2 protein-coding genes are annotated in these 3,197 nt (G+C 71.6%); both read right to left on the bottom strand.

The genetic code is table 11. The features are described from left to right. Positions 1 to 2,400 (bottom strand): phenylalanine--tRNA ligase subunit beta (gene pheT / locus EIO58_RS14995; protein ID WP_127820192.1); only part of this gene is annotated, 2,400 nt, incomplete at its 3' end. After that, a partial coding sequence (pheS, locus tag EIO58_RS14990; RefSeq protein ID WP_127820191.1) for a phenylalanine--tRNA ligase subunit alpha occupies positions 2,400 to 3,197 on the bottom strand: 798 nt, incomplete at its 5' end. The genes pheS and pheT, both read right to left, overlap by 1 nt.

The following is a 3,197-nucleotide window of genomic DNA, read 5'->3' as shown; positions in this document are numbered from 1 at the left end:
GGGCACGCCCTGACCGCGGTAGTCGTCGACGAGCCGCAGCGACTCGAGCAGCTCGCCCGCGCCCTCGACGAGCGCAGCGCGCACCTCGGCCGCGGGAACGTCGGCGCCGACGACCAGCGACACGTCCTGCGTCGCGGCCGGGAGGCCCGACAGCGACGCGGCCACCACCTTCTCGCCCGCGAGCGAGAGAACGAGGTCGAGGTCGAGCTCGGCGACGATCACGCGACCGGGGAGGTCCGCGGCCTCGGCCACCGCCGGCAGGAGTTCACCGACGTAGCCCACCTCGGTGCTGCCCACCGACAGCACGCCGGTGCGTCCCGGGTGCAGCGCTGCGCGCCGGCCCTGAGCCACCTCGACGGCGACGCCTGCGGCGGCGGCGATCGTGCGCACGGCGTCCAGCGCGTCCGACAGCCCGGTGACGACCGCTTCGACGCCCGGCTGCTTCGCGACGAGGCTGCCGGTCAGCAGCACGGCCACGTGACGGTGCTGCGGCGGGATCGACGCGTCGAGCTCGGCGAGTGTCGCGGCATCCGGACGCACCGCCAGCGGCGGCACATGCGACGTGCCGTACTGCACGCCCGGCTCCGGAAGGAACACGACCCCGGTCTCGAAGAGCGCGAGATCGGTGAATCCGCGCGAGACATTGCGGTGCGCCACCTGCAGCAGCCCGGGAATCAGCGAGCGGCGCAGGAACGGCGCCTGCCCGTCGAGCGGGTTGGCGAGCTTGACGCTCGGCAGGTGCTCGCCCGACGCCGAGCCGTGGAGGTCGTTGTACTCCTCGGTCGTGAAGCCGAACGACGGCGTCTCGACGTAGCCGGCAGCGGCGAGCGCGTTCGCGACGCGACGGCGGCCCTGCTGCGCGGCGGTCAGGCCGCGGCCGGACGGAGGCAGCGGCAGCACCGAGGGGATGCGGTCGTAGCCCTCGATGCGGGCGACCTCCTCGGCGAGCGTCCACTTGTCGGTGAGGTCGGGACGCCACGACGGCGGGATGACGTGCCATCCGGCGGCGTCGTCCTCGTTGGGCACGACCTCGCAGCCGATGAGGCGCAGCGACGACTCGATCTGGCCCGACGTGTAGTCCACGCCGATCAGGTGCTGCACGAACAGGGGCGGCAGCTCGATGCCGGGCACGACCACCTCGGCGAAGAGCGCGCCCCCGAACTCGTCGTCGCTCGCGCCCCCCGCGTACTCGACCATGAGGTCGGCGACGCGGCGCGCGGCGACGAACGGCACGAGCGGGTCGACACCGCGCTCGAAGCGGCGGGATGCCTCGGACGGCAGCTTGTGGCGTCGGGCCGTGCGCGCGATCGACACGGTGTCGAAGGTCGCCGCCTCGATCAGCACGCTGCGCGTGGTGCCGCTCATCTCGGTCGTGCCGCCGCCCATGACGCCGGCGAGGCCGATCGGGCCGGACTCGTCGGTGATGAGGAGGTCCTCGGGGTCGAGGGTGCGGACCTTGCCGTCGAGGGTCTCGAGCTCCTCGCCGCGCGTGGCACGGCGCACCGTGATGCCGCCCTGCAGCTTGTCGAGGTCGTAGCCGTGGATCGGCTGGCCGAGCTCGAGCATGACGTAGTTCGTGATGTCGATGAGGATGCCGAGCGAGCGGATCCCGGCGAGCGTGAGGCGCGCGATCATCCACGCCGGCGTCGGCTTGGTCGGGTCCACGTCGCGAACGACGCGCGCGACGAACTCGGACGCGCCGACGCGGCCGCGGATCGGCGCCTGGTCGTCGACGGCGACCGGGAAGCCCGACCCCGGAACGAGTTCCTCCCACGGGCGGTCGGCTGGATCGCGGAACGCCGCGCCGGTCGAGTGCGAGTATTCGCGCGCCACTCCGCGGATCGACAGCGCATAACCGCGGTCGGGCGTGACGTTGATCTCGACCGCCGCGTCGTCCAGGCCCAGCAGCGCGATCGCGTCGGTGCCGACGGGGGCGTCGATGCCGAGTTCGACGAGGCGCAGGATGCCGTTGTGCTCCTCGCCGAGGCCCAGCTCCTTGGCGGAGGCGATCATTCCGTCCGAGACATGCCCGTACGTCGTGCGGGCCGCGATCGGGAACGGACCGGGAAGCACCGCGCCCGGAAGCGTCACGACGACCTTGTCGCCGGCGAAGAAGTTGCGCGCGCCGCACACGATGCCGTGCACCGCGTCGCCGCCGTCCGCCGCCTTCCCGCCCTCGGGGGCGACGCGCACCCGACACCAGCGGATGGTCTTGCCGTTGGACTGCGGCTCCTCGACGAACTCGAGCACCTCGCCCACGACGATCGGACCCTGCAGCTCGAAGCGGTGCACGTCCTCCTCTTCGAACCCGACGCGCACGAGCGCCGCGAGGACGTCCTCGGGCGAGGTGTCCGTCGGGACGTCGACGTACTCACGCAACCAGGAGAGCGGGACGCGCATCAGACCACCATTCCGAACTGCTCGCTGAAGCGGACATCGCCCTCGGCCATGTCGCGCATGTCCTGGACGTCGCTGCGGAACATGAGCGTGCGCTCGATGCCCATGCCGAACGCGAAGCCCGAGTACTCCTCCGGGTCGATCCCCGCCGCGCGCAGCACGTTGGGGTTGATCATGCCGCAGCCGCCCCACTCGATCCATCGCGCCCCGCCCTTGAACGTCGGGTGCCACAGGTCGAGCTCGGCGGACGGCTCGGTGAACGGGAAGAAGTTGGCGCGAAAGCGCGTCTTCGCCTCGGGACCGAACAGCACGCGGGCCGCGTGGTCGAGCGTGCCCTTGAGGTGCGCCATCGTGATGCCCTTGTCGACGACGATGCCCTCGAACTGCGTGAACACCGGAAGGTGCGTCGCGTCGAACTCGTCGGTACGGTACACGCGGCCCGGACACAGCACGTACAGCGGCAGATCGCGCTCGAGCATCGAGCGCACCTGCACGGGGCTCGTGTGCGTGCGCATCACCAGGTGGCGCTCGACCGGGTCGACGAAGAACGTGTCCTGCATCTGCCGCGCCGGATGGTCGACGTCGAAGTTCAGCGCGTCGAAGTTGTACCACTCGTGCTCGAGCTCGGGACCTTCCGCGATCTCCCAGCCCATGCCGACGAAGATGTCGGCGATCTGCTCCTGCAGGAGCGAGATCGGATGCCGCGCCCCCACGCGCGCGCGGACGGGCAGGGCGGTCACGTCCACGCGCTCCGCCTCGAGGCGCGCGGCCGTCTCGGCCGCGACCAGCTCCGCCTCGCG

This window comes from Microbacterium sp. CPCC 204701, from assembly GCF_004010105.1.
Taxonomy (GTDB): domain Bacteria; phylum Actinomycetota; class Actinomycetes; order Actinomycetales; family Microbacteriaceae; genus Microbacterium.
The sequence above is the reverse complement of the archived record's forward strand: the minus strand, read 5'-3'. Positions and strand labels throughout refer to the sequence as shown.